14 protein-coding genes are annotated in these 22034 nt (G+C 36.4%); 5 read left to right on the top strand and 9 right to left on the bottom strand.

The window, feature by feature from the left end:
• Positions 1–132 precede the first annotated feature (132 nt).
• The 3 genes from PPM_RS28150 to PPM_RS27630 all read right to left on the bottom strand — a co-directional run bounded on the left by PPM_RS28150 (position 133) and on the right by PPM_RS27630 (position 3248).
• Positions 133–1080 (bottom strand): DUF4046 domain-containing protein, encoded by a 948-nt coding sequence (locus PPM_RS28150; protein WP_014600282.1) that lies wholly within the window; start codon positions 1078–1080, stop codon positions 133–135.
• 312 nt (positions 1081–1392) lie between these two features.
• The gene (locus PPM_RS29000) at positions 1393–2043 is read right to left on the bottom strand and encodes a hypothetical protein (protein WP_014600281.1); all 651 of its coding nucleotides are present in this window, start codon (positions 2041–2043) and stop codon (positions 1393–1395) included.
• A 113-nt stretch (positions 2044–2156) separates the two neighbouring features.
• Positions 2157–3248, bottom strand: coding sequence for a hypothetical protein (locus PPM_RS27630; protein WP_014600280.1), 1092 nt, complete (start codon positions 3246–3248; stop codon positions 2157–2159).
• Positions 3249–4140: 892 nt separating this feature from the next.
• Here PPM_RS27630 and PPM_RS27625 point away from each other — a divergent pair.
• Positions 4141–4323, top strand: a complete 183-nt coding sequence (locus PPM_RS27625) for a hypothetical protein (protein WP_025677250.1) — start codon at positions 4141–4143, stop codon at positions 4321–4323.
• A 312-nt stretch (positions 4324–4635) separates the two neighbouring features.
• Positions 4636–5526, top strand: a complete 891-nt coding sequence (locus tag PPM_RS27620) for a DNA ligase (RefSeq protein WP_014600278.1) — start codon at positions 4636–4638, stop codon at positions 5524–5526.
• Positions 5527–6341: 815 nt separating this feature from the next.
• Here PPM_RS27620 and PPM_RS27610 read toward each other — a convergent pair.
• Positions 6342–6560, bottom strand: a complete 219-nt coding sequence (locus PPM_RS27610) for an aspartyl-phosphate phosphatase Spo0E family protein (protein WP_014600277.1) — start codon at positions 6558–6560, stop codon at positions 6342–6344.
• 523 nt (positions 6561–7083) lie between these two features.
• Positions 7084–8481: a helix-turn-helix domain-containing protein gene (locus tag PPM_RS27605; RefSeq protein ID WP_014600276.1), complete on the bottom strand. Its 1398-nt coding sequence runs from the start codon at positions 8479–8481 to the stop codon at positions 7084–7086.
• Between the two features lie 641 nt (positions 8482–9122).
• On the opposite strand from PPM_RS27605, the gene PPM_RS27600 reads away from it, so the two are divergent.
• Positions 9123–9569 carry an AbrB/MazE/SpoVT family DNA-binding domain-containing protein gene (locus tag PPM_RS27600; protein ID WP_014600275.1) on the top strand — a complete coding sequence of 149 codons (447 nt, stop codon included), beginning with the start codon at positions 9123–9125 and terminating at the stop codon, positions 9567–9569.
• Between the two features lie 82 nt (positions 9570–9651).
• The gene (locus PPM_RS27595) at positions 9652–10092 is read left to right on the top strand and encodes an AbrB/MazE/SpoVT family DNA-binding domain-containing protein (protein WP_014600274.1); all 441 of its coding nucleotides are present in this window, start codon (positions 9652–9654) and stop codon (positions 10090–10092) included.
• 1253 nt (positions 10093–11345) lie between these two features.
• Here PPM_RS27595 and PPM_RS27590 read toward each other — a convergent pair.
• Positions 11346–16709 carry an OmpL47-type beta-barrel domain-containing protein gene (locus tag PPM_RS27590; protein ID WP_014600272.1) on the bottom strand — a complete coding sequence of 1788 codons (5364 nt, stop codon included), beginning with the start codon at positions 16707–16709 and terminating at the stop codon, positions 11346–11348.
• Positions 16710–16986: 277 nt separating this feature from the next.
• On the opposite strand from PPM_RS27590, the gene PPM_RS27585 reads away from it, so the two are divergent.
• Positions 16987–17559, top strand: coding sequence for a hypothetical protein (locus PPM_RS27585; protein WP_014600271.1), 573 nt, complete (start codon positions 16987–16989; stop codon positions 17557–17559).
• 262 nt (positions 17560–17821) lie between these two features.
• Here the strand turns inward: PPM_RS27585 and PPM_RS27580 are convergent, their stop codons facing one another.
• From PPM_RS27580 to PPM_RS27570, 3 genes are all read right to left on the bottom strand, one after another.
• Complete coding sequence (locus PPM_RS27580) at positions 17822–18457, bottom strand: hypothetical protein (RefSeq protein ID WP_025677241.1); 636 nt, start codon at positions 18455–18457, stop codon at positions 17822–17824.
• A 198-nt stretch (positions 18458–18655) separates the two neighbouring features.
• Entirely contained in the window at positions 18656–19813 is a 1158-nt protein-coding gene (locus PPM_RS27575; RefSeq protein WP_014600269.1) for a DUF262 domain-containing protein, read from the bottom strand.
• Positions 19814–20177: 364 nt separating this feature from the next.
• Positions 20178–21455, bottom strand: coding sequence for a DUF2325 domain-containing protein (locus PPM_RS27570; protein WP_014600268.1), 1278 nt, complete (start codon positions 21453–21455; stop codon positions 20178–20180).
• Positions 21456–22034 lie beyond the last annotated feature (579 nt).

Below are 22034 nucleotides of genomic sequence, written 5' to 3'. Positions count from 1 at the left end.
CTTTAAAACAAGACGAGTCTTTTTTCGAAGACATAAAAAGACACAAACACATTTCACTGTTTTAATTATACTCCCGTTAGCTAAAAACATTAATCGACTGATTCCTAGACCATCAAGAAGTAAAGTAAACACTCATTCAATGTTTTTCCAAGTGCTTCTATTCCATATGTTTCTAATAGTGGATTCATGCACTTTGTATTTAACAGCAAGACTCTTTCTAGTCTTTTCACTATTATTTATCTTATACATTTCTCTTATTACCCTTATATCGTTTGGAAGCAATTTTCTTTTAGGAGCTCTTAAGACACGAAGGTTGCGCATATCTTTCATGGGTTCATTATATAAAAACTCCAACAGAGCTGCACAGTTTCTTTTGAATTTCACCTTAAATAAATATGCTAGCCCAGTCTTGTCAAATAAGTCTCTGTGAATTTTTTCAATCACCTCTGACTTGCTCCATTTTAGTTCATGAAAAAAGTCTAAAAATCCTTCTTTAATGTCTTGGTCAGACCAAAGATCAATAGAAACCCTTTTAAACTCCCATATACGAAAATTATGATAAGGAAAAACTACCTTTAAATACTCAAAATAATAGTCTGGATCATTATCAATATCACCATTGGTTTTATTCTGATTAAGTCTTCTATAAGCTGCCACAAACCTAGATAATCCTGCTTCTCTTTCACCATTAATCAAATCGGTTCTTGATAGATTATTTTTTTTGTAATATTGGATGCTGGCATTCTTTATGTTATTAATATTATCCCAAGTACCAGACGGGACTGTCTTCAATTCCCAAGGCTCAACTCTCCATTCAGGAAAAGCGATAGTAACCGCCTTATATGGATTACTTGATAAAAAATTTGAGAAGGGGGTGGATAGTTTGTATTTGAAAATAAAGTTTGCGTTTAATTTACTTATCAGTTCTTCTCTATCGAACTTTAAGCGTTCAGTCACTAAGTATCGAAAGCAAACCTTAAAAATTTGAATTGATTCCTCTTCAGATTCCCATGTATAGTTTGGAAATCTATTTGTCCTACCACTCAAGATACTTTTGTATATTTCTATTATGGTTTGCATACTTTCCCCACCATTTCCTATAAATCTTCATTATTTAGTCCTTAACAGTAACTTGACTTAGATTTAAGAACTTCCGAATTAAAATCTGAACATATTATAAAGTGATTCAGTTAAATCCAGTAGATATCACTATTGCCTTCCAAGCTTAAATGATCAAATTAAATTGATCAAACTATAAACACACTGGGTGGAATTTAGATTGCAGTGTTGGAAAACCCATAAGGTGACAGGTTCCGTTCAGATAAACATAGAACAAACAATAAAAAAGGCGTGATGCGATATAAAAATCACTTCACGCCTACCTTTATCATGTTAATTAGAGGAAGAATCATCATTTAGACCCTTTATCCATCTTGTTAAATCATTTAACGCATCTTTATAGGTTGACTCCAGTTCTTGTGCAAACAGATCGCCGTGAGGCTCACGCACCAATCTTTGATATGCCAATATGGAGAGTGACTTTTTAATAATAAGAAGTTCTTTCCTTTCTCTTACATCGAATCTAAGTAATAATTTTTGTTTTTTGCCAAAGTAAGTATCAGTGGGAATTTCAAGCGCATAAAGGGCTTCCGTCAGATTGAATTTATTAAGTTCAAATCGAGCATGAAGAACCTCACGAAACCCTTGGCTTTCCAATGTTAGCCATATGCTATCTGAATTTTCTAGATTCATCGTGTATCCATTCATGAGCGGAAAATCATTTGCTCCCAAGGTTATAGAATAATCTTTTAGAGCCATCATTGTCACGCTCTCAGCTGCCCATTGAATTGCTTGTAGGTCGGAATTTTTAAATTTGTATTCAATTGGGAGTATAACAGATTCATGCCCTTGCATTATCTTTGAGCGTACCTTCTTCTTCTTTATATAATCCTGCACATTAGATACTTGATTTAGTTTTAGTGTACGGTCAATGCCCCCACCATCTATACTCAACCAGCTCGCCATTTTTTGAGTCAACATCATTTTCACATCCTCAAATTTTTTAAAAAATTAAATCTATTAAAGAAATTGAAGGTTAAATATTCTTTAAGATTTATATCGTCATTATCCATCTTTCTTTAAATGGCAAGACACGATCAAGTTTCGTATTCATAGTCCCCAGATTTCCAAAGTACTTCTTTTTTTACACCGTAGTCCTTTGGCTCACCGGCATCGGGAAACACAGATAGCGTACAATTGAGGCATTCAGCTGCTGTTGTGTTCCACCATGCTCCCAAAAAGTTTCCTTCTTGATCAATTTCATGATCACTTACAGTGCTGACTAACAGTGTTTCTTCATTGCATACATAACATGTCTCAAGTTTGAGATCATGTACTGTTCTAACAATCGCTTTTGCTTTTGCTTTTATGTCCAATAAATCGTAATTCCACCTAGGTATCCTATAACAAGCAAGACCATAAGACTTAAAAAAAGCAATACGTTTATAATCAACTACTCCTGAACAACCAGCAGATATAATTTCATTTATAGGGTCAAACTCGACCTCCTCGTATTTCCAATACTTTTCCAAATCTCCATATTGAGTTGTTTTCAAAACCTTAACAAGTAAAGGTAAGATATTTTGAGAAATAAACTGATCTAATTCTGTAATTTTTAGAATGTAAATCCCTTTATGCCATGCCTTATTCCTCAATGTATTAAGATCTTTCAAAGTATTTTTATAGTCGGTAATTGTCTTTACGACGATAGGTACAGAACCATCAGTCCTTTTGGATAAAGTACAAACTCTGTCTAGAGCTACAGCAAACTCAGCAGTGTTGTCCTGTTTAATATCCACGTCTCCACTATTTAATAGTACCTTTAATATTTCAGATGAATCTTTACCATTAAGCATAATCTTGTTTGCTAAGTTAACATGAACCCTCCTAAGAATGTCTTTTAAGAATAATTCAAAAAAATGGTGGAAATGAAAAATGGTCTGCATATATTGCTCTTGATAGTCAACATTTTCACAAAGCCTATCTATTTGATCCATACTAATATCATAGAACGGGTCAGAGGGTGTGACACACATACTACTTACCAATCTTTTTTTACTACAGATATAGTAAGTGTTGAAATAAGCCTTGAGAGCTAATCTCAATGAAGCTAATGCCGCCTTAGTAACATGTTCACGCTTCTTTACTCCTTCTGCATGCACTCCATGGGTTTTCTCTAGTTTAAACATGTTTTTATAGTCTCCTTCTATCTGTTTAACTGAAATATTTATATTCGAATTATTTAAAAGGGACGTCGCTAACAATGAGGTTTTAATGAATTGGCTCAATTGCCCTTTTCAATCGTATGAAGTTCTGACATAGTCATCGAAATTGGGGGCGCTAACGAAGTGTTTAATGCAAGAGAAGCAGAACGGCTAGTAGTCTCATTTTTCAGAAAGACTCCAATCCCACTTGGTATAAGAATTTTAGCAAACTACATAAATGTGATTTGAGGTTTATTTAAACAATTATCCCTTGATTTCTCCAGAATCAAAGAAAATGCTCTTTAGTCGGTACCACTCAATTCGGAGATGGGGTTATGGATCACTCTATGAGTTTACACATAAAGTGTATCATGAAGGGTCTGGATCACAAAATAGTTTCGGAGATTTTTTATAAAAGAGAACTTAACGAATGGAGTGCCTTTTATTATATTAAAATATTTAGCGATAGATAAGGGTTTGATGTGATCCCTCCCTTTTCCTCTGCTCCAAACCGTACGCCACACGTGTATGTGCTGCACTATAAAAATGGAGCACTCTGAAGAGGCTCGCCTTACGACTTAGTTCCCACTTAACGGTTTTAAAAAGTTCCGAAGTTAATCAGGCATGCCATTCAGTGTAGCCTTATGAGTTCTTGGCCTTTGTTCACTTTGTTGAGCGGTAACACAGGTATTTATGATTTATCCGTTTGGAGAATCGATGCGTTTGCTTATTACCAACCCGGGAGTTTACCCTGTCTCTTGTCTCAGTCAAGACTCGTCTGAATGGTATACTTCGCCTCGTTTGTCCAAATCTGTTTTGAGATTTTCGACCTCCATGCTACACTTAGATAAAGTGAACATTGAAAGGGGAAACCCTAATGCAGGAAAAGCCAAACTCACTACCATGTGATATTAAGGTTTTAGAAAATGCAGAGCAGCTGTTAGAAACTTTGAAAGCTCAAGGTAAAGAGGTTATACACTTAGAATACAACGATCTCAGTCAATCAGGCTGGTTCAACCCCTTTACTGGTGAGTCAGGTTCCTTTACAAAGAAAGCATAGAGAATGGAAAAGCCCACCATCCTAATATCCCACGATAAAAAGGTGATGGGCTTTTCCATTCTCTGACTACTACATCTCCTCTGTCAGTCACTCAACTTCTGCAAATCATCACTTTCTCAACCGATTGACTTTCCTAGTTACGCACCCTTCTTTAAAACCTGCCCGCAGCAGAAGCTGGAGGGATTAACAATAAGGGTCTACATAAGATGCACACAAGTAAGTTGTATTGTATATAATTCTCAATTTATCCTGTGATTCCATATATCCTTTAATGCACTCCCATGATAAGTTCATTGTGGAGGGTATTGTATAATGTTAAACCAGTCAATAAAACCAATGCTGCTACATCCCTTGCAGCCAAATCAAATAAAGAAGTGGAATACTAATAGTTTGAAATGGGATGGCTTTAGATCATTAATTCATTATGACAATGGTAAAGTGCGAGCTTTTACGAGACATGGTACAGAAATAACTTCACGGTTTCCGGAGTTAGCTTATATAAAGCTTCCTATTAAAACAGCGATCCTAGATGGGGAGTGTATAGTATTCGATTTAACACAGCCTACAGATCAACCTCCGAAATATTGGTGGGACGATGCGATGACCAGGTTTAATACAAAGAAAGAGTCCGCAGTAAAGCAAATAGCGACAGAATTAAAAGCGCACTTTCCACTGTGGGATATCTTATATTTAAATGGAACACCCATGCTGAAGAAGAGTTTTATGGAGCGCAGAGAGACATTATCATCAGTAGTAAAAGCATCAGAGACCTTATCTGTTACTCCACTTTATGAAGATGGAAAAAAACTATTTTTGAAAGCAAAAGAGTTAGGGTTAGAAGGAATCGTCCAGTATAGTCCAGAAGCCTCCATTCAATTAGGTACCCGATCTAAAAATATGGTTAAAGTAAAGGCTTATCAGTACGTAATCTGTCAAATTGCTTCCATAAGGCTTAAAGGTGGATTTGGCTGGGGGTTAACCATAAATGGCCGGTACGCAGGTGTACTTGAATTTCCCCCTAACTCTGATGTTATTCGTGCGTTTAATCACATTTCCAAGCAGCTCATTCGTACTGAAAATAAAGGTTGGAGGTATCTTGATCCCATAATTAGCTGTAAAGTTAAATTTCAATGTTTTACAAAAGACGGGAAACTTCGGTCTCCCAAATTCGAGGAATTTTGTACACCTACTCTTATTGATTAATAAATTAATGATGCATCATTAGTACACTAGGTATGACTTCTCTTACACCGCTGTACCGGAAGCAATCAGTAAAACCCAAAATTGTAGCTCTAGCTTAAGACTCTGCATGGTTTCAGAAAGGAAAATATGTGTCATTTGTGACTATATAGATATGATTCTTATAGATATTTAAGAATACAGCTCCCATATGAGTAGGAGACTGTATTCTTTATACCCTGGTTCCCATTTTGAAATTTCTGAATTCATCAGAGTAAATTGTTCTACTTTGTTAACTACAACAATTGAATAAAATCCTCTAATCTACCTACAATCGACTCCCAAGCATTTTAGGAGAAGTAAGACCTCAGCTTTAATCCTTACTTTTAATTCTTTCTGAATTAAATGTTACATAGACCAATTCCACAACTGAAAGACCTACTATTACTGAAGTAGGCAGTTTATGTAGGTAGAAAATGTCGAGAGATAAATATACTAGTAAACCAGGCACCATTATAATATCAATCAATAATAGTTTTTCTTTTCTCATTTCATTAAAAAAACGTTTCATACATTCCTCCAAGAAAGTTGATCAAACTCATATGTTAGGTACTCCCCTCTATGCACCTTCTTAACCTATAATATTACATTTTAAAAAATATAGCATTCCCGTAACTCACCTATAAAAAAACAAGTACGACATTTATCAAGCGTAATTGCACTCCGACTTCAAAACCCTCGATGATATCTTCAATTGTCCACTTGAACAATATATGATGTATATAATAACGGCCCCTGAGGAGAATAGCCTTAAAGCTTTAATTATAAAAAATCTTCAGTTATTGTATTTCGTGATAATTTAAAGTTTTTTCTGCACACGAAAGAGTTACTAATTTCTTCTTTAGTTGTGAGATACGATTGTGTTCATTTATCAGTTCATCCAAAAACATAGACTGTTCAAGTACACAAGCATGACTAAGACCATACAGTTCAGTTAGCTCATATAATCGTTTTCGAGCATCTTCTAGCTCTTGATCCAATACTATAGCAGAATCCATATCTCATTCCCTCCTAATGTATCTCATTTTAGGGTTGAATGTGGAAAAAGCTAAACAAATTTTAACAGTCAGAAAACAAAAAAATTTATTTAATAAAAATTTATTTGCTTGAATTAAAAAGAGCTTTATGAACTGGTAATAAGATAACTAGAAGATCTCAATTTATTACATATTATGACATGAGTTTGTATTATACTCACAAAAAATGCATTTTATATAACAATAAATTACGTTATGTAATAAGCTGTTTATTTTTGCATAGGGGGTGCTTGAAAAAATGATTGTTTGACTCGTCTAAATTTACTTAACTCTTTACATCTTTAATACTTATTTGCAAATTAGATTGGTTACAAAATCATTTTTCTAAATTAGTCCACGTCATAAGATCATTATTGAAACATCAAAAAAGACCAGCTTTTTAAGCTGGTCACTACCTAATTATGCTCCACCAATGTGTTCTTGAAGTTGGACCAGGTACTGAGTCGCAGTAGCCTGAACTGGCAGGGCAAATACCAGAACAAGACTACTCGTCATCAAAAACAAAGCCATCTTTTTCATCATTTGTCTCCCACACCTCCTGATAAATAAAATGGTATTGGGCCAGTGTTTCAGGAGCTGCATACTCTCTGAAACGGTCAAACAGGCCTGCACAATTAGCAATAAGTCGTGCATGATTAATTGTACCAGCTTTTTCTAATGAATGTATTAAACATTTAAACCCATACGGATATCTGCCTTTATTCAGACTGTATTTAGCCAACTTGTACCAAAATCGTGCGTACTGTTGAGGCAAAAATTGTTGTGAGTACATGTCTGAAGAAGATGATTCTTGATACGCTGCTATTTTAGATTCAAAACGCTGGAGTATATAGTCCACATCCACATTGTATCGGTTGGCTGCTTCAATCACGTTAAGAAGCTCTGCAAAAATGTGTTCTTCTCCAGCCATATAATCTACGTAATCCGGTAGAACACTCACATCTCCAGACATTAATCTGTTTACGTATGTATTGATTTTCGCCCAGTGTTGAAATTTACCAATCCAAAGCAGTGTATCAGGGTCCTTCTCTTTTACCCAACTTAAATCGGTATAGTTATTTAGATGCTTTAATGCCAGTTTGTGATTTCCTTTTGCATCACATGCATTAGCACACATTAATTCAGCGTACGCTATGTATACGAATAAAGGTCTACTTAAATTTTTATGTGATTCCTGTTCTTTACGTTCAGAATTATGAACTAAATCATAGTAGGCTTTACCCATTCGTCCCATCTGTTCAGAATACTTATAAACCTTGTCCCATTTACTCAATGATCTGAATACATTCGATAAATCTTTTAAGGCATCAAGTTGATCAACTTCGCTTAGCCGATTCACAAATGTTTCAAATTTAGTAGCAGCGTCAAGGTTCCGATTTCGATCTTTTCCTATAGCAAGTTGGAATAAGCGATATTGTGACATAGCAAGTCGTTCTGAGTGCTGATGCTTTTCACTCTCTGCAACATTTTCGAATAGATAAGCAGCAGCTTCTTTATATCCATTTTTCAACGACTCTTCGGCTAGATCAAATAGTTGAGACAAATAAGTGGGATTGTCTAGCAGCATTCCTACCACTTTTTTTAAGCAATCCAATCTATTAAGTTTTATACATCTATACAAGAAAGGACTTATTCTTTTCCAATTAGTAGGTTTGTCTAACACACACTCGTTAACGTAGATATCAAAAAAATGGTCAGGGGGTAAGTTCATTCCTTTTGTAATGAGATCCAATTGGAGAGCCGAAATAATGCGATTGCCGGTTACTATGCCACTTACAGTTCCAGGATTCATGCCTGCAATAAGCGCAAAACCGGTCATGGTCAATCCTTCTCTTTTTAAGTGTTTTCCTAATTCTGCTCTAATCGTAGGTGTGATTTCCATGAATAAACCACCCTTTCAGCGATCTTATATGATACACATAACAATAAAAATTAGAATTGGTAAACATATATTATAATTAGGGTTTTTATATATTCATAATAATACCATCTTTTGGTACAAAATCAATACTTCTGTCTTGTTTCTTTATTTTTGAATTTAGAAGAAATCTTCAGGATGCTTTAGGCAAAAATGACAAGACTATTAAGCTTTACAGGTCGCTTCGTAATTCCCAAAGAGATCTAATACTTCTACGCATGATTCGTTAGAAATCTTTATAGATGAACAAACGCGTGTAATACTTTGCAGGTATTTTGGACATCCCTGTAGTTTTTCTGTGAATCGAATGATAACTTAACTTCTAACAAAGGTGCATTGATATGTAGTAGTTGGATATATACACTTATGATCCTTTATATGAATAAATAGTTTTACAACTTAAGGAGGTTATGGCTCCATTGCTTTCAGATTTATATAAGAAAGATCCCAATGCCACACAATCTCTGTATATGCCAATATGTTTAGTAATTCACAAGCTCATATAAACCAGTTAAGCAATAAACTGCGTTTGTTGAAAAGGATGTAGTAGTTTCCTTCCTACAATTTTAAATAACTCACATAAGATCAAAAAGGAGGATAATATTTTGAAGACCACTGGTATGAGTCGTCCCTTAGATTCACTAGGTAGGATAGTTATTCCGAAGGAGATTCGGTTAACAATGGGAATCGATGCTGGAGACTCTTTAGAATTTTTTATAGATCCTGAGGCATGCTTATTGAGTGTAAGTAAATATAATGGTGTGTCCTGTAAAATGTGCAATTCAATCGAAGAGCTTACCTACTTCAAGAATTCATTTCTCTGTAAGAATTGTATACAAGAATTAAAAGAAAACAATAGTGATTATAAAATCCCAATCCCTGTTGTTAGGAAAACTAAAAGTAAAGAAAAAAGACCGTCTATTCCACTAGATCAACAATTAGAAAAACTTAGAGAACTCATACGTGAGAACCCAAATGCAAAGCAGAATGAATATGCTCAGCAGCTTGAGGTATCGCAAAGTCGAATATCAATGTTAAAGAAGTTATTATAGTAATTTGATACAATCGTTTTTTAATTTTATATCTTAAATCTACTAATGTTTCATAACTTCATTTTAATAAGGAGATTTTAATTTGAAAAATACTGGTATGGTTCGTCCACTTGACTATTTAGGCCGAATGGTTATTCCAAAGGAAATACGCTTCTCACTAAACATTGACGCTGGAGACAAAATAGAATTTTTTATAGATGTTGAAACTAAATTAATGATTGTTCAGAAATATTGTGGTGTCTCTTGTAAAATGTGCAATTCTCCTGATGAACTAAGCTATTTTAAAGGTTCACTATTATGTAAAACCTGCATGTTCGATTTAAAAGAAAACATTGGTGTTAATAAAATCCCTATAGCTAAAGAAATGAAAAATATAGAAAAGAGAGCATACAAAACGTCAGAGCAAATGTTAGAGCAACTAAGAGAACTTATTCGCAAGTACCCAAATGCCAAGCTACGAGATTATGCTAAATGGCTTGAGGTATCTAATGGCCGTGTATCACAACTGAAGAAACTATTATAGGTGGATAAAATTTCCATCAAAACTTACATCTTTGTATTCCTTGTACGTTTTCCCCTGAAACGTTTGTTCTTGTAAGCAAGCTTCAATAATTTTTCGTATAGTTCGAAACCCTCCTACTGGAGGGTTTTTGCATGATAAAAAGTTGACATTGCCAGGGAGATGAGTAAAATGACCGTTTAAACATTTTATTGTTTCTTTTTGTGAATTTTTCATATAGTGAAATATTTATTTTTGGACCGTTTTGCGAAAAGTCTTCTAGTCGACAATATGCCAAGCTGGTATTTGCTATAGTTCCAATAAGAAAAAACTACCGGATTATCCCAGCAGCCTTATAACATCATTTTCATCATGCATAGTTGTTTATCAACAGCTTTGGCTAAATGATATCTAGTAATCGTTCAAATTCTTCTGGCGTAAGTGGATCATGGACCATATAGCCATTGTCATAGTCATTTTCGGCAAGTAAATACTGTCCTGAGGTTAAATCTGCTTTGATCTCCAAAACACAATAAATACCATTAAGATGAAAATCGAATTCTCCAACAGATTCACCTAGATATGTTTGAAGTGTCTCGACAATGTTTGGTTCTAGAAACTCTCTTTATAGTACTCCGGTTTCCCTTGCTGATCTTCGTTTATAGATCTTACAAAAACCCTTCATTTCTAATCTTTCTATTGTTAACATCCAAAAACCCCCTCCTAAACATATTGTTATCTGAACTAATTACTTTTAATAGAGTAAAGACTGAAAAAAACAGAAAAAACGTGAAAAAGTGCCCATGAATAAAGATTAAATTGAGGTAAGAAAGAACCCGTTATGAGTAATGGCAATACTTAAGACAAAAGTTATTCTTACATTCCTAAAATTTCTAGTTATAAGTGATACTTTCTTGCTTTATAACTGAGACTTTTTACGTTTTTTTGGATTATAACTGAGACTTATCCGCCAACAATAACATAACCACACCCTAATATAATCACTCGTCATTCTATCACTGTGAAGAGAAATGAGAACCAGTAGATTCCTTTTAGCTACTGGTTCTACCTGAACCGCAACAGCGACACAACATCCGTTTGAGTAAACTGTAGGCGATCTGCCCGGCTAAAAAAGTCTCAGACATATACCAAAAAAAGTATAGCCAAATTCGCCTCATGTATTACCGTAACTCATACCCTAAGCATTCCAGGAATTTCAGTTTTATTTTTTCGTATATAACAAAAAAAGGGGCTAGTAAGCCCCTCTTTCGTTTCGTTTATCTTTTTTCAAGCATGTTAAATATCATTTCAGCTGCTTCCGCTCGAGTAATGCTTTGTTTAGGACGGAAACTCCCGTCCGGATAGCCTTGAACTAAATTGTCTTGGGTAAGTCCAAGAACATCTTCTCTCGCCCATTCTACAATATTAGATGTGTCAGTGTAAATATTATTATTCACTTCTGAAGTAGCCTTCACAACATTATTAACCATTTTGGCCGCCTGCTCCCGCTTAATGAGCTGGTCTGGTGCAAAAACTGTACTACTAAATCCACGAGCAACTTGACTCTTTATTGCACTTTTGAGTGGATCAATGTACCACGCAGTAGGGTTAATATCTTTGAAACTTAACGATACTTCCGGTTCCTGCGATAATTTCAATGATCTAACAAGCATTGAAGTAAACTCAACACGTGTTACAGGCCTGTTCGGTTCAAACGTTGTTTCGTTGACTCCTTTCAAAATCCCATTATCGGCAAGCTCATTTATCTTGTCTTTATTAAAGGTCTTGTCAATGTCGTCGAAGCGATTTTTCTTCCTCTCCGTTGAAGTTACGATTGAATTAGATTGGCTTGGTTTTTCTATATTAGGCTTCACTGTCTTAGTTACGCTTTCTCCACCTTCAGCAGTTGATGCCTTTTTCTTTAATGTCTTCGTCTCTAGTTTTTTGGGTTCACTTCTCTTTCCTGATTCATTTTCCGTCCAAATTAAAAATTCATAGTTGGTATTAGCTGTGAGTCCATCCCAGTTAAATTCCCGAGCCTTCCCTCTATAAATCTCGTTTCCTTTATAAGAAATGGCAAAAATTTCGTTTGGACGATCAAATATCCAAGAGAATTGAATTGAATATCTGTCCGGTTTTAGACTGACCGTATAATCAGCATTTGGAACCGTACTTACTGTCACACTTGATGTTGGGCCGCTTCCGGAGCTGTTTACTGGTTCTAAACGTATCTCGTAGTTTTTCCCACTTTCAAGCCCCGAGAAAGTAAAAGTTGAATCGGTAGTCTCTCCGATATATTGATCCCCCACATAGACTTTTGTACTGTCAGAACCAGGAGCAGGCTTCCATCCAATCGTCACGGAATCCTCTGTAACGTCAATGACTTTCACATCATCAAGTGAGAGTGCTCCAGGAATCAAGCGATGGGTATAGCTATTACTCTGTCCAACGCCGGTTGAGTTTTCTGAACGTGCAGAAAAGTGATAAATCACGCCCGGCTGAAGTTGATCAAATGTTACCTCATGGTTCGCCGTTTGTTGTTCACGACCGTCTTCATTTATGGATACATGATACGCATGTGCGCTCTGTACGCCGTCCCAGGTGAAGGTAACTGTTGTTGCAGTATGAGACTTTACCCGCAGTAATGGCGCTGAAGGTAGGGTAAGCAGCTGTTGCTCTACTGGCTGTCCAAAGCCACCTGCATTACCGCTCTGAACTGAATAGGTATATTGGGTACCAGGCTCCAATCCATCCACGCTTAGTCTCGTATCTGAAACGACATAGGTATGATCATTGATCTTAACTTTGTATTTGGAAGCTCCATGTTGCGGCTTCCAATTCAATACAGCTGATTGTTCCCCGATCTGCTCTACCTTCAGGTCTGTAGGCTGCTGCGGCAAAGTAATTGACTGTATGACCTGTTCCTTTCCGCTTCCGCTACGGTTAAAAGGCCGTATCCGTAGCTCTGCAATAGTCCCTGGAGGAAGAGATGTAAACTCAAATTGCTGAGTATCCGCAGATAGTGGAATTTCAGGACCACCGTTTACACGGGCATTATACCCCTCTGCTCCCTTCGTTGGAAGCCAGTCCGTCATTAGAGAATATACGTCCGCTGTAACGGTTCTAAAATTCTGCACCTGAGCTGGTAGGGTAATGGCCTTATATTCGCTATATCCTCCCAATCCGGTGTCATTTTCAGCTGCTACTCGGTACAGATATTCCGTTCCTGGCTGAACCCCTAAATCTTCATATTCCAAATACACGTCTTTATACACGCTCGTTGCATCGCGGTCCAGCTGATAGTAAGTTGCCGTCGAAACTGTGTTCCAGCGAAGCCGGATACGATCCTCTTCTGCCTGTATAGACGTAAAATCAGTAGCTCGATCTGGAAGGCTTAGATAAGAACTATGTGTTTGAACGCCTTCGCCCGTTGGATTTACAGCGAAAACCGATACATCATAGATGATGCCAGGCTGAAGGTTATCTATCTGTTCATATACAGAACCGGTTACGGTAGCTCTAAAATCGGTAAGTTTGGTTTCCTGATTCACGGCGCTAATGTTGTAGTACGTGGCCGACTGAACGCTATCAAAGCTTATCCGCGCCTTGCTCGGATCTCTAATTTCCTTATCGACCCGGATATTCGTTACAGCACCGGGAAGTGTCAGAACATGAACCTTATTACTATACGGGCTCGTTCCTACATAATTGCGTGCCTGAACAACATAGTCATATTCAGTACCCTCTTCGAGAGAATCGTCTGTAAATGTATTTTGCGGATAAGAAACAGTCGATGTATTTCCAGTTGTCATATTGGTCAATACATACTCATAACCGTCTGTTAAAGTTTGCCCATTAGGTAGAGACCACTCAAATTGTACCTCTCTTTCCCTTACGGAAAGTACCTTTAATGTAGGCGCTTCTGGAGGATACTGAACACGTAAGTAAGATGTCGTTTCTTCCTTAACATTTCCAACATTATCGGAGGCTTTTGCATGCAAATACCACTCACCTTCCTTGGGAATTGAGATGGTTACTGAGTCACTTGTGGCCATATCCCAATCCGTAGGCGATGAAGAACTTTGAGACACTTTATAAAATCTCTTATTGGGGGCTATACCGGCTATAGAATCAGTATATTTAATGTCTACCTTTACAGCGGACTTTTCCCAATCGCGTTCCCTTGGGGTAAATTGAATATTAGGTGGTATTTTATCCACCTTGGTTATGTCTTGAACTTCATAACTCCTATTGCCTGCCTGGTCTACTGCCCTTGCAGTTATAATTGAGCTCCCGTTTGCCGTGATTAATCCATGATCCCCATCTTGATAGGGCCCATCGTTTATGCGGTACTCATAATGAACTTCCGATAAATCGTCTCTACTGCCTGAAATTTGGAATGTAACATCATCGGTCGTGTAGACACTCGAAGACACGCTAATAGTCGGTTTTGTAGGCAGCGTCTTGTCAATCCTCAAGAGCTTGGTAGTTTCTTGTGATAGATTGCCAGCCTTATCTACAGCCCGCGCATAAATCATCGTTTGTCCCTCTAATGGAATGGAGAACTGTTGATCGTAATCTTTCCACGTCCCTTCTTCTCCGATCTTGTATTGATTTTTCAAGAATCCACTTAAGGTATCCTCAGCATTCGTCATTGAAACCTGAATATCATCATTAGACCATTCACCAGAACTGAGCTGGATAACAGGTTTGGTGGGTGGGGTTTTATCTACCCTCAAGGGCTCCATGACCTCGTCACCAATATTTCCGGCTTTATCTAATGTTCGTGCATATATCTTTACATTTTCTACTCCTACAGAGATAGGAGCTACATAATCTGACCAGTTGCCGCTTTCACCAATTTTATACTGGCTCTTCAATACGTCGCTGCTGCCAGCGTCTACTCCATCGGTGATTGTAACCATGATATCTTTATTTGTCCACTCTTTTGTGCTTACCGATATAGCTGGTTTGCTTGGGGGTTGACGATCAATTTTAGCATCAGCAGTTACCACATTACTGATATTGGTTGCCAGATCGATAGAACGAGCAAAAATGGTTGTGCGACCTTCTTGTGTGATGCTAAAAGGCTCAGTATAGTCAAGCCAGTTGCCGTTACCAATGCGATATTGTGTTTTTTGAACCCCACTGAGGTTATCTTGACCACTGGATAGGGTCACCAATATATCCTTGTTTGTATAATTAAGATCACTCAACGTAATTGTTGGGGTTGTCGGAGGTGTTTTATCAATATTTGAATTCGCCTCTGTTACTTGACTGATATTGCCTGCACGGTCAATTGTACGGGCGTAAATCTTAACGTTTTCTTGAGAGACAATCACAGGACCAACATAGTCTACCCAAGCGCCATCACCGATTTTATATTGGCTCTTGAGGACACCGCTGCCCCCTGAATCATGACCGTCTTGTACCGTGAACTGCTTATCATTACTTGCCCAATTGATATTGTTAACCAAAATATTAGGTCGATCCGGTGCGATATTATCAATCAACACATCTTTTGAAACTTCCTGGCTAACATTGCCTACGTTATCTATGGATCTCGCGTAGACAGTGCTTTGACCATTTTGATTAATATGGAAGACTCCATAATAATCTTGCCAACCCTGATTTACGGCCCCCTCGATTCGATATTGGGTACGTGATATACCCGAAAAATCATCACTGCCCGCCTCAAGTGAAATAGCATAGTCCGTACTATTTCCTGTGACCTGAATCTTGGGCGGATTTGGTGCCGTTTTATCTATTCGGACAATGGCAGAAGATAAGTCACTTTTTTGATTTTTAAGGTCCACCGTTCTTGCATAGATCGTATTATTCCCGTGACCATCAACTGTAAATGGACCCGTATAGCGCTGGAATGCGCCACCATTCAAGCTGTATTCATAGTAATTTAGACCTTCAGGAGCAACGTCACCATCTATCCATACATTGACTGGATCTTTAACCCAACCAATGCTTGTTTGTCCGGCAGATCCCACATTTATTTGTGGCGCGTTAGGCAAATACCTGGATTTTGGAATAATCCGTACACCAAATTGTGTGATAGATGCTGCTCCGCCATAGATCTGAGAACCATAAGATGAGAGGTATCGGAAATTCTTCAAGTCTATATTTTCCGTGATCTCTATCCATTTATCCTGATAATCTTCATTATAGTAGAGGTTTCTAGCGACTTTCCAAGTGTTATAGTTGGTACCGTTTGGCTGCCAGCTATTAGAACCAGCAGAATTAGAAACGTAAATGATATTATTTGCAAAATTACCGGAAACAAAGACAAATACCCGGTAATCATCTGACTTTATCGAAGCTCCCAAATCAATGAAACGATGTATGGGTTCTCCGACACCACATTGGTACCGATTGCTACCTGAGTCACTATATACATTAGTAGCTCCTCTACCAAGTGTAGCGTTCCAAGCACCCCAATTGTCACCAGCCTGTGTTCCAAGGTTATTAGAACAACCAGGACCACCTATGATCTCAGCTTCAGGTGTGACAGTTGCAGCCAATGCAGCTACAGGGAACATAGGAATTGTGGTAAATAAGAGCATTAAAGCTAACAATCCACTTGCCCATTTGCTATGCATTCGGTACTTTTTTAAATTTTGTGTTTCCATTTACTTCTCCTTCCATGTATTTTGTTTTCAAAGAGTTTTGCAATCTCGCTTTTGTAAAATAGAAAAAGCACCTCAAACAAAGGCAAAATTGCCTAAGTTTGAGGTGCTTCCCCAGTTAACGAGTATGCATTTGTGGCTATTATACTTGGTTCTAAATGGGATGTAAACTAACTCACTGTTTTTGAATTCTGTACACATTCTTATAAAATACACGCCAAACTACTACAAGAAGCCAATATATTTTATAATGGTTAAAAAAAATGTGATGGTGATTAAATTGAACAAAGATTATTTGGTAGATATATCTGAGGAGTTAGGCTTTACATCCGATACCTTATACTTAATGAATATTTCGAAAAGATCCGTTGAAGAAATGTCATTTAAGATTGTAGAGACAAGTTTAAGCTTTCTACATCACCAGGGGGCTAGTTCATTCGGTAAAATTATTACTATGTTTGATGGATATAATGATATAAAAGATGAGGTTTACGAGATAAAGGAGGTCAGAAAATGGGTGAAAGGATTATTTCAACGTTACCCTTACTTCCTTTATTTTATAAATTATAGTTTGGATTCACACATTACATTGCTTTCATGCGTTAGTGATATTGCAGCGGTTTATACAGGGGGGGAAACATTATCACCTAAAGAATACGAAACACTGGGGATCAATCCCTTAATTGATATTGAACCTAAACAATGGACAATCATTTTGTCAGAAGATCTCTACTTACAAATGAAGAAGGCACTTATTGATTATGGACAGCATATGAATGACTTCATAGGAGCTGCTGAGACGATCAAAATGATTAATGCAGTTACTACCAACAAAGTTGGGTCCAAAAAATAACATGAATATTGCAATATAAGACTCGACTATTACTGAGAATATATCTTTGAAAGAAAATGTCGCTCCTTAACCGCTCATAAACAGGTTGATCATTTAATAATCACTTAGGATATTAATCACTTATATAATTAAAAATGATGTATAGTATTTAAGTTAGAAAGGGTAAAGATAATAGTCCCCCTTTAGGGGATTTCTATAGATTATGGAATAAAGTAGTCTCGATACATAGAGCATCTTATATACGAAATAAAAATCTAGTAACTCATATAACCTCAATCATTGATATATCTATCATATACTTCCGTTGTGTACCATTAATACTCTGAATGGCTTGATTCAGCTCAGCAACAATCTCTTTTGTCCCCATTTTTCCACTTAGTTTAAATTCAAAGAACTTAGCATCATCAGCTACTAGATCACTTAATGACAAACTTGTGCCTTCCAGTTCAATAGTAGACACCGGCGTACAATCTGTAGGTCTTTGTAAATCTATTTTCGAAATAGGAATTTCGTATTGATCCTCATCCAATAGATCGAGTATAGGCAAATCCATCTCATTTAAGAAAAAGTTCAACTCATCAATTGATCCCACATCCCAAGCTTCTAAAATTTCTTCATTCTTAAACCTACTTTGCCATTCTAACCAACACCGGAAACGAATATCACGCGGTAGCAGTTTCAATTGTTCTATAGGAATTATATTTTCATAGATATTGTATGTTGAACTCACTTCGCTACGAGAATATTCCTTCTGTTGCGCTTTCGTCATAAGTGAGTACGCAGTGACCATTCCTCTTCGGCTCCCATTCACTCTGGAAAAGACTCCGTTAGCTGTTCGCTTTTTAGCTTTACTATCGTCCGAAAAAACCTTCCTTATATCTTCGTGCAATCTTTTCAATCTTTTCAATCCTTTCAAATATTAATTAAATCCGTTTATGACACAAAAGTTCAAACAATTCTGTTATATCAAATTTCTAAATTTTCTAGAAACACCCTCCCATTTTTACAAGCAACTATTCAGCAAAATAATATGTGAATATCTTTATAATCAAAAAAACAACCCGCTTTAAAAGCGAGTTGTCTGGGTTGTAGTAATCTATTTTAGTGAAAGAAGGTACTGTCTCATATGTACCAATGGAGCAGAATTACGAGCTTTTACCCTATCCCCACTTGTTGTACCAGAAGTTGCATTTGGTATTGCTATTTCTCTGGTATAATACTGGGTTGCCCACTCAAGAAAAGTTTCTTGATTATCTGGGAGAATTTCCTCGTCCCGCGCTTTTGATACAACGTACATAAGAGCGATAGTCTTTGTTTTATTAAAAATTTTGTTTCGTAACTTAGTCTCCTCAATACTTGTATAAATATCATTTAAGTATGTTGAAGCAAAGCTTACTTTTTCGATCACTTCAGTAGAAAAATCATAATGTATGGCTGAAATGGTCTTCATACTCAATCCCGTATTGTTGTCAGTATTTATAACTGCCATGGATTGTAGAATGGCCATAAGGTTCTCCTCGCGATCAACTTTTTTGGGCGAGAGGCCAGCTTTAAAGATTTCTTTCTCTTTTAAAGTTACCGTTGCCAAAAGCAATGGATCACTTAACTTAGATTTTAGTTTTTCAATTGGCGTTAAGGATTCACCGTTATTCCAGCGAGAGAACAATACCTTTTTAATTTCCGGATTATCAAAATAATATTCTTCTACTTCGAAGTTGTAACTATAAATACGATTTTGAATTGTAACAGGAAGATCCTTAAAGTAGAGTCCAGATATATCTAGGTATACCTTATTATCCTCATTATCGACCCCCTCAACAAACAATCCTTCAACGTAGATCGTGTTCCCTTCAGCATCTTTCTTGGCTTCGCCATCATCACCCTCCACAGCATATCGGAGCTTGGCCAAGGGTTTCAAATTTCGAATAATATTCTTTATCCAAGTCAATCTCTGTGCACCATCAAGGACGATATAATTTCTTCTTTTTGCTTTTAAATTTTGAATAACCTGTGTTTTTATCGAACCTATGGATACTCGTTCAATGATTGAAGCAAAGAGTTCCGAACCTTGTTCGTCAGACCAAGCAGTGTTGTTCCGCTGAATAGGATCATTCGTAATAAATATCGTTGGGCGCTCCATATATTCAGCTATAGTCCAAGTTCTTCCTCCAGCCTCCAAACCAAAGTCAAAAAATCCATTGATTTTATCCATCTTTACAATCGGAACATTGGGGTCAATTTTTATTGACAACATAATGAATCACTCCTTATTTGTCATAACGACAACTATTATGGGTTGTGAACAAAAGTTACATTAGTTCTCCGTTTTCCTCTAAATTACCTTTTACTATACTACTATTTTGTTGCACGTTCGAGTAGTACATCTCTTGCTAGATTCTTTTTAAAAAAACTATTAAAATAATTATTTTCAAAAAGAAAACACCAACCAAGTTATTGCACCTAAAAAAATAAAAGGTAGCAACAAAAACTTGAATTGGTGTATGTTCACACTTAATAAGATGGTATCGCCTGACTCCATCCCCAAAAAATTATTTTATGCTTCTATTATATGGTCTACTACTTTTTATGTAAAGTGAAGGTGAGATCCAGATCGATGATTAACTAGACTGAATTCGAAAACCAGTTTCATGGCTTTGTTTAATATATTGAAGTAATAAGCCTTCGAATGTAGTTACTCCCTTCGTATTTACATAAATAAAAGGGATATCCTTTGTTTTTGCTGCATTTAAAGCATCTCTCCAGTGAACGTGACCTGCAATTCCACTAAGAAAGAAAACCACGTCACTTTTTAAAACGGCACCTTCTACTAGACTAAGCTTATCTTCAGGAACAAAGTTGATCTCCCCATTATACCGTTTTACAATTTCTCTATAATGACGCTCCCTATTACCTCCAATGATCGCAAGGGTTTGGCCAGCTAAATCGCTTTTTTCAGGGATAATGTCTTCAATAAAAGACTTTTGCCGTAGAGTATTAATAGTTTCCTGATAATAGGCTCGCTCTTCTTCAAACATCTCTCTTATATAGGATAATTCCAGATTATGATCCTGTTTCAACTGTTGTAATTGCCTTTTAAGATCTTCGATCTGCTTAACAGCGTCATTGTATAAGTCATGCATTTGTGTAAGAAGAGCTTTTTCATTCATTTCTTTCTCATGAATAGTTCGTCGAAGTTTACTTGTATTATTAATGGCTGTTTTAAGATTTTTATGAAGTTTCTTATTTTCTTGTTGTATTTGATTCTTCTTGAATGACAATTCATAAGGCTTATCCATGATGATCTCATAATCCATAGTTATATAACACATTAAACACTTCCATAAAAAGAGGGCATAATCCTTCGGATAACTCTCTTTAAGATGTTGTAATAAATCTTCCCTTTGTGACTGATACAAAATAATCCATGCAAGAGTTTCTAGTTTAATCTCTGAAACTAAGGCATTTAAAGACCCATCTGGTTCACGTTTAAAAACATCAATACTTTCCGCGTGACTAAAAACTAAATAGTTAGAAAAATAATTTGTAACGTTTTTCCTGTGATATTTTCCTAGCAATCTTTGTATTATTCCGTCTTTCCCCTTTTTCAGATCTTTTGCCGTGTAAGTAATCCCTAAATTATTTGCGTGTTTTTTTAATGACTCAACCTCACATTTCAACAAGAATTCAACAATTTTAAGAAATAGAGTTGCCTCCTTCACCCCATATTTTAGGTCACACCATATTTCTTCAAAAATTGTTATAACTTTCACTATGTCAAGATCGTCATGGGTTTCTTTATCTATATTTTCTAAAAACAAATTTATTAAGTTTACATTTTCTTCAGATGTTTTTCCAGAAAAAATCTTAGTTGAATTCTCAACGATAAGATTATCCAATTATATCACCCTACACTACTATAAAATAATTTAGAAATAAAATCACGAGATGGAGAATCATTAGTCTGTTTTTTCAAAATGATTTCCTTGCATCAATCAATGATTGTTACTACCCAACTATCCCCTCTTTTATAATTTATAATTAGTTGCATAAAAGTCTGTTGATTCTAAAGTGGTTAGTCTCAAATTCTTTGAAATATTTGTAGTAGTGTTATGTAAAAAAGACACCATATGCAATGCAAGTGGCGTCTTTTGATAGATACATATTTTGAACCTTTCAATCAACACTCGCACATATGGCGAGAGACAATTCCCAAAAGAAACTAATCCACATATTACCTCACATATCTTTCCAAGTCAATAGTAAAGCTTACGTACCAGTTCCATATTGAAGCCATCGATCATTTCTCCGTCTGTACCGGCAGTCATGTTCCCTTCCTTCCCTTTAATTTTGGCATATGCCTTAAATAGAAGTCATGGTTAAATAGAATGCGGTAAAGATCGGTAAAGAGGTAATCTTCCTTTTGGGCGTTCTTGATTAGATTGACTAATACAAGTTGGGATTTCTCATGGTCTCAC

It is taken from the genome of Paenibacillus polymyxa M1 (genome assembly GCF_000237325.1).
Taxonomy (GTDB): Bacteria; Bacillota; Bacilli; order Paenibacillales; family Paenibacillaceae; genus Paenibacillus; species Paenibacillus polymyxa_C.
Note: the sequence above shows the minus strand (reverse complement) of the source record. Positions and strands in the feature narration are given on the sequence as shown.

Coding starts and splice junctions, on each gene's coding strand:
- PPM_RS27620 (WP_014600278.1), top strand. CDS start 4,636: ATGTTAAACCAGTCAATAAAACCAATGCTGCTACATCCCTTGCAGCCA.
- PPM_RS27630 (WP_014600280.1), bottom strand. CDS start 3,248: ATGTTTAAACTAGAGAAAACCCATGGAGTGCATGCAGAAGGAGTAAAG.
- PPM_RS27625 (WP_025677250.1), top strand. CDS start 4,141: ATGCAGGAAAAGCCAAACTCACTACCATGTGATATTAAGGTTTTAGAA.
- PPM_RS27575 (WP_014600269.1), bottom strand. CDS start 19,813: ATGTTGTCAATAAAAATTGACCCCAATGTTCCGATTGTAAAGATGGAT.
- PPM_RS27610 (WP_014600277.1), bottom strand. CDS start 6,560: ATGGATTCTGCTATAGTATTGGATCAAGAGCTAGAAGATGCTCGAAAA.
- PPM_RS27605 (WP_014600276.1), bottom strand. CDS start 8,481: ATGGAAATCACACCTACGATTAGAGCAGAATTAGGAAAACACTTAAAA.
- PPM_RS29000 (WP_014600281.1), bottom strand. CDS start 2,043: ATGATGTTGACTCAAAAAATGGCGAGCTGGTTGAGTATAGATGGTGGG.
- PPM_RS27590 (WP_014600272.1), bottom strand. CDS start 16,709: ATGGAAACACAAAATTTAAAAAAGTACCGAATGCATAGCAAATGGGCA.
- PPM_RS28150 (WP_014600282.1), bottom strand. CDS start 1,080: ATGCAAACCATAATAGAAATATACAAAAGTATCTTGAGTGGTAGGACA.